This is a genomic window from Streptomyces sp. P9(2023) (assembly GCF_032436795.1).
Lineage (GTDB): Bacteria > Actinomycetota > Actinomycetes > Streptomycetales > Streptomycetaceae > Streptomyces.
The window spans coordinates 1-3,641 of record NZ_JAUPWM010000075.1 but is presented as its reverse complement, the minus strand read 5'-3'; the positions used below and the strand labels follow the sequence as shown (position 1 = coordinate 3,641).

Genomic DNA, 3,641 nt, shown 5'->3' with positions numbered 1-3,641 from the left:
GACATCGCCAGGATGAAGCACCAGGCGATCGTCGGGAACATCGGTCACTTCGACAACGAGATCGACATGGCCGGCCTCGCCGCCACCCCCGACATCGTGAAGGACGAGGTCAAGCCCCAGGTCCACACCTGGACCTACCCCGACGGCAAGGTCGTCATCCTCCTGTCCGAGGGCCGCCTGCTCAACCTCGGCAACGCGACCGGCCACCCCTCCTTCGTCATGTCGAACTCCTTCGCGGACCAGACCCTGGCCCAGATCGAGCTCTTCACCAAGCCGGAGGAGTACCCGACCGACGTGTACGTGCTGCCGAAGCACCTGGACGAGAAGGTCGCCCGCCTCCACCTCGACGCCCTCGGCGTCAAGCTGACGACCCTCCGCCCCGAGCAGGCCGCCTACATCGGCGTCGATGTCGAGGGCCCGTACAAGCCGGACCACTACCGCTACTGATGCCGGTACCGGCTACTGATGCCGGCCCGGACGGCGCCCGTGCACTGACGCACGCCCGTCACCCGCACCCGTAGAGGAATCTGGCAGGCCCCCGCACCCCCGTGCCGGGGGCCTGCCTCGTCCGACCGGCCCGCACCCGGGCCTACCGCCCCACGAAGCACCCCGAGGACCCATGCCCCGCGGCCGCTATTCGCTCCATGATCCGCACGATCACACCCCCCTCGGCGAAGAACACTTCAACTGCGCGCCCGGCCCCTCCGGCTGGCGCTACGTCTCCCAGATCACCACCCCCTCCGGCGACCACGCGGGCTCCGTCGACCTGGCCATCGACGAACTCGGCCGCCCCATCCGACTCGAACTCCACGCCGCGAGCTGGCAGGTCCGCGGCGCCGCCCTCGACGGCGTCACCTGGGTCCGCACGGACCCCACCGGAACCCACGCCACCGAAGGCAATGTGCGCGCTCACGCCTTCACCGGCACGTCCCCGGCGTTCCTCGTCGCGATCACGCGACTCCTGCGTCTCACCCCCGGTTCCCCCGCGACCCGCATCCGGCTCGTCGCCTTCACGGATCCCGTGCTCGCCCCCCTCACGATCGACCAGTCCTGGGCCCTGGTGAACAGTGAAGCGCACGCCACTGACAACGGCCCTCTGACCGTGGACGAGTACCAGGTCAACGCCCTCGACACAGGCGAACAGCACACGGTTCACATCGCCGGCGACGTGGTCCTCTCCGCCCCCGGCATCGAACTCGAGTCCCTCGACACCCCGCCGAACGTCTTCCCCTGACGCCCGCCGCGCACCGCTCGAAGCCCGACGCTAAGCGGGCGGTGCGAACCCGGTAGAACGCCCGGGCTCCGCCTCAGACGCGACCGGCACAACGGGGACGCGCCCAGAGCCGCCCGCCCCGGAATCCGCCGCCGCACCCGGACCCACCAGCGGAACCGCCGCAGCACCCGCACCGGCGGACGGGGCGAAGGCCCGCCGCGCGTCACGGGCCTGCCGCTCGCCGACGACCCCCGCCAGATACGCGGCCGCCGGTACACCGGCAGGCGGCGGAGTCCCGGTCCGGCTGACCAGCTCATCGGCGAGCCGCTCGGCGATCCGGCGCCCCACCTCCTGGTCCAGCTGCCCCATCCGCGTCAGGTACTGCCGTATCTCCAGCCACAGCCCGTCCGGCACGGCGGAGAGGTCCAGCCCGGAGAAGCGCCCCACCAGCCACGGCGGGGGAGGAGGCACCATCGCGTTCCGCGCCGCCGGCACCCGCTCCCGTACGACAAGCGTCCCGGCGAAGACGTCACCGATCCGCCTCCCCCGCTCGGACACGAGCGAGGCGATACAGGCGACGACCCCGAACGTCATCAGGATCTCCACGACCCCCATCGCCCCGCGCACCAGCGCGTGCCGGAACCGGATCGGTCCGCCGTCGTCCCGCACCACCCGCAGCCCGCAGGCCAGCTTCCCCAGCGAGCGCCCGTGCGAAAGCGTCTCCACAGCGATGGGCGCCCCCACCAACACCAGCAGGAACGAAGCGATCGACACAGCCATCTGCGCGGCCTCGTCCAAGGAAGCCGTCGCCATGGCCAACCCGACCGACACCAACAGATAGACAGCCCAGACGACCAACAGATCGAGAAAGAGCGCCAAAGCCCGGCTGGGCAGCCGCGCCGGCCGCAACCCCAGGACGACAGCGTCCCCCGTCACCACGCCACTCACGGCGCCCACCCTTCTCCGACCTACTCCGGCCCCCGGTACGACAGTCTGCCAAGCTGACCCGCAGCGCGCCGCAGTAGTACGGACCGTCCGCACCCAGTGCCCTGGAGCAGCAGCCGATCATGGACCTCGACGTCTACGTCACCGCCCACCGCGCCGAGTGGGACCGCCTCGACCACCTCCTGCGTCGCGGCGGCAAGCTCACAGGCGCCGAGGCGGACGAGCTCGTGGCCCTCTACCAGCGGACGGCCACCCACCTCTCCCTGATCCAGTCCAGCGCCCCGGACCCCATGCTCACGGCCCGGCTCACCCAACTCGTCGCCCGCGCCCGCGCCACGGTCACCGGCACCCGCCGCTCCTCCTGGCGCGACGCCGTCGGCTTCCTGACGGCCGGCTTCCCCGCCGCCGTCTACCGGTCACGCCACTGGTGGATCCCGACGGCAGTCCTCTCCACCCTCCTCGCCGTGATCATCGGCTGGTGGATCGGCACACACCCCGAGGTGCAGTCCGCGATCGGCGCCCCGGCGGAGCTCCGCGAGATGACCCGCCCGGGTGGCCAGTACGAGACGTACTACTCGAGCCACCCCGCGGCCTCCTTCGCGGCCCAGGTCTGGACGAGCAACGCGCAGGCCGCCGCCATGTGCCTGGTCCTCGGCGCGTTCCTGGGCATCCCGGTGCTCTGGATCCTCTTCCTCAACATGCTGAACCTCGGCGTCGCCATCGGGCTGATGTCCTCCGCCGGCCGTCTCGACATCATGCTGGGCCTGCTCCTCCCGCACGGCCTCCTCGAACTCACCGCGGTCTTCGTCGCCGCCGGCACCGGCCTCAAGCTCGGCTGGACCGTCATCGACCCAGGCCCGACGACCCGCAGAGCTGCCCTGGCCACACAGGGCCGCGCGGCCGTGAGCATGGCGATCGGCCTCGCCCTGGTCCTCTTCCTCTCCGGCCTGATCGAAGGTTTCGTCACCCCGTCCGGCCTCCCGACCTGGGCCCGCATCACCATCGGCATCGCCGCCGAGCTGGCGTTCCTCGCCTACGTCTACGTCCTGGGCGGCCGTGCGGCCCGTGCGGGTGAAACGGGCGACCTCGCCGACGAGGACCGCAGCGCCGAGCTGCCCACCGCCGCCTGATGTGCGTACGCCCCCGCTGACCTGCTAGTCTCCTCTTCGCCCACAAAAAACTGTTGACACGGTTCGAGTGGGGAGGTAGATTCAAACGGTTGCCTCGGACTGGACAAGTTCGATGGTGGCGCGCTAGTATCTCTCTCACTCCGGTCGGGAAGTTGATTTCCACGGAGTCACCCCGATTCCTTATTCGAATCACGAAAGCCACCGATTAGGTCGGCCGGAATGAATCTGATAAAGTCGGAATCGCCGGAAAGGGAAACGCGAAAGCGAAGAACAGCCCGGCAGCCCGCTCCAGCGGGTGGCAGAAACGGAAAACGGATCTGCTAAGCTGGAAACACGAAAGACCGAAGGGAAAA

Annotated in this window: 4 protein-coding genes; 3 read left to right on the top strand and 1 reads right to left on the bottom strand. The window is 69.8% G+C overall.

All coding sequences use genetic code 11. The features are described from left to right. Together Q5762_RS36590 and Q5762_RS36585 are read left to right on the top strand one after the other, a co-directional pair. Positions 1–447 (top strand): adenosylhomocysteinase (locus Q5762_RS36590; RefSeq protein WP_315896642.1); only part of this gene is annotated, 447 nt, incomplete at its 5' end. 172 nt (positions 448–619) lie between these two features. After that, a complete protein-coding gene (locus tag Q5762_RS36585) occupies positions 620–1,234 on the top strand; it encodes a hypothetical protein (RefSeq protein ID WP_315896641.1) in 615 nt (204 codons plus the stop codon). 30 nt (positions 1,235–1,264) lie between these two features. On the opposite strand, the gene Q5762_RS36580 is transcribed toward Q5762_RS36585, so the two are convergent. Further along, positions 1,265–2,161 (bottom strand): RDD family protein, encoded by an 897-nt coding sequence (locus Q5762_RS36580; RefSeq protein ID WP_315896640.1) that lies wholly within the window; start codon positions 2,159–2,161, stop codon positions 1,265–1,267. Between the two features lie 119 nt (positions 2,162–2,280). On the opposite strand from Q5762_RS36580, the gene Q5762_RS36575 reads away from it, so the two are divergent. After that, positions 2,281–3,288, top strand: a complete 1,008-nt coding sequence (locus tag Q5762_RS36575) for a stage II sporulation protein M (RefSeq protein WP_315896639.1) — start codon at positions 2,281–2,283, stop codon at positions 3,286–3,288. Positions 3,289–3,641 lie beyond the last annotated feature (353 nt).

Bases quoted from the DNA above. Each gene is read 5' to 3' on its own strand.
- Q5762_RS36575 (WP_315896639.1), top strand. From the start codon at position 2,281: ATGGACCTCGACGTCTACGTCACCGCCCACCGCGCCGAGTGGGACCGC.
- Q5762_RS36585 (WP_315896641.1), top strand. From the start codon at position 620: ATGCCCCGCGGCCGCTATTCGCTCCATGATCCGCACGATCACACCCCC.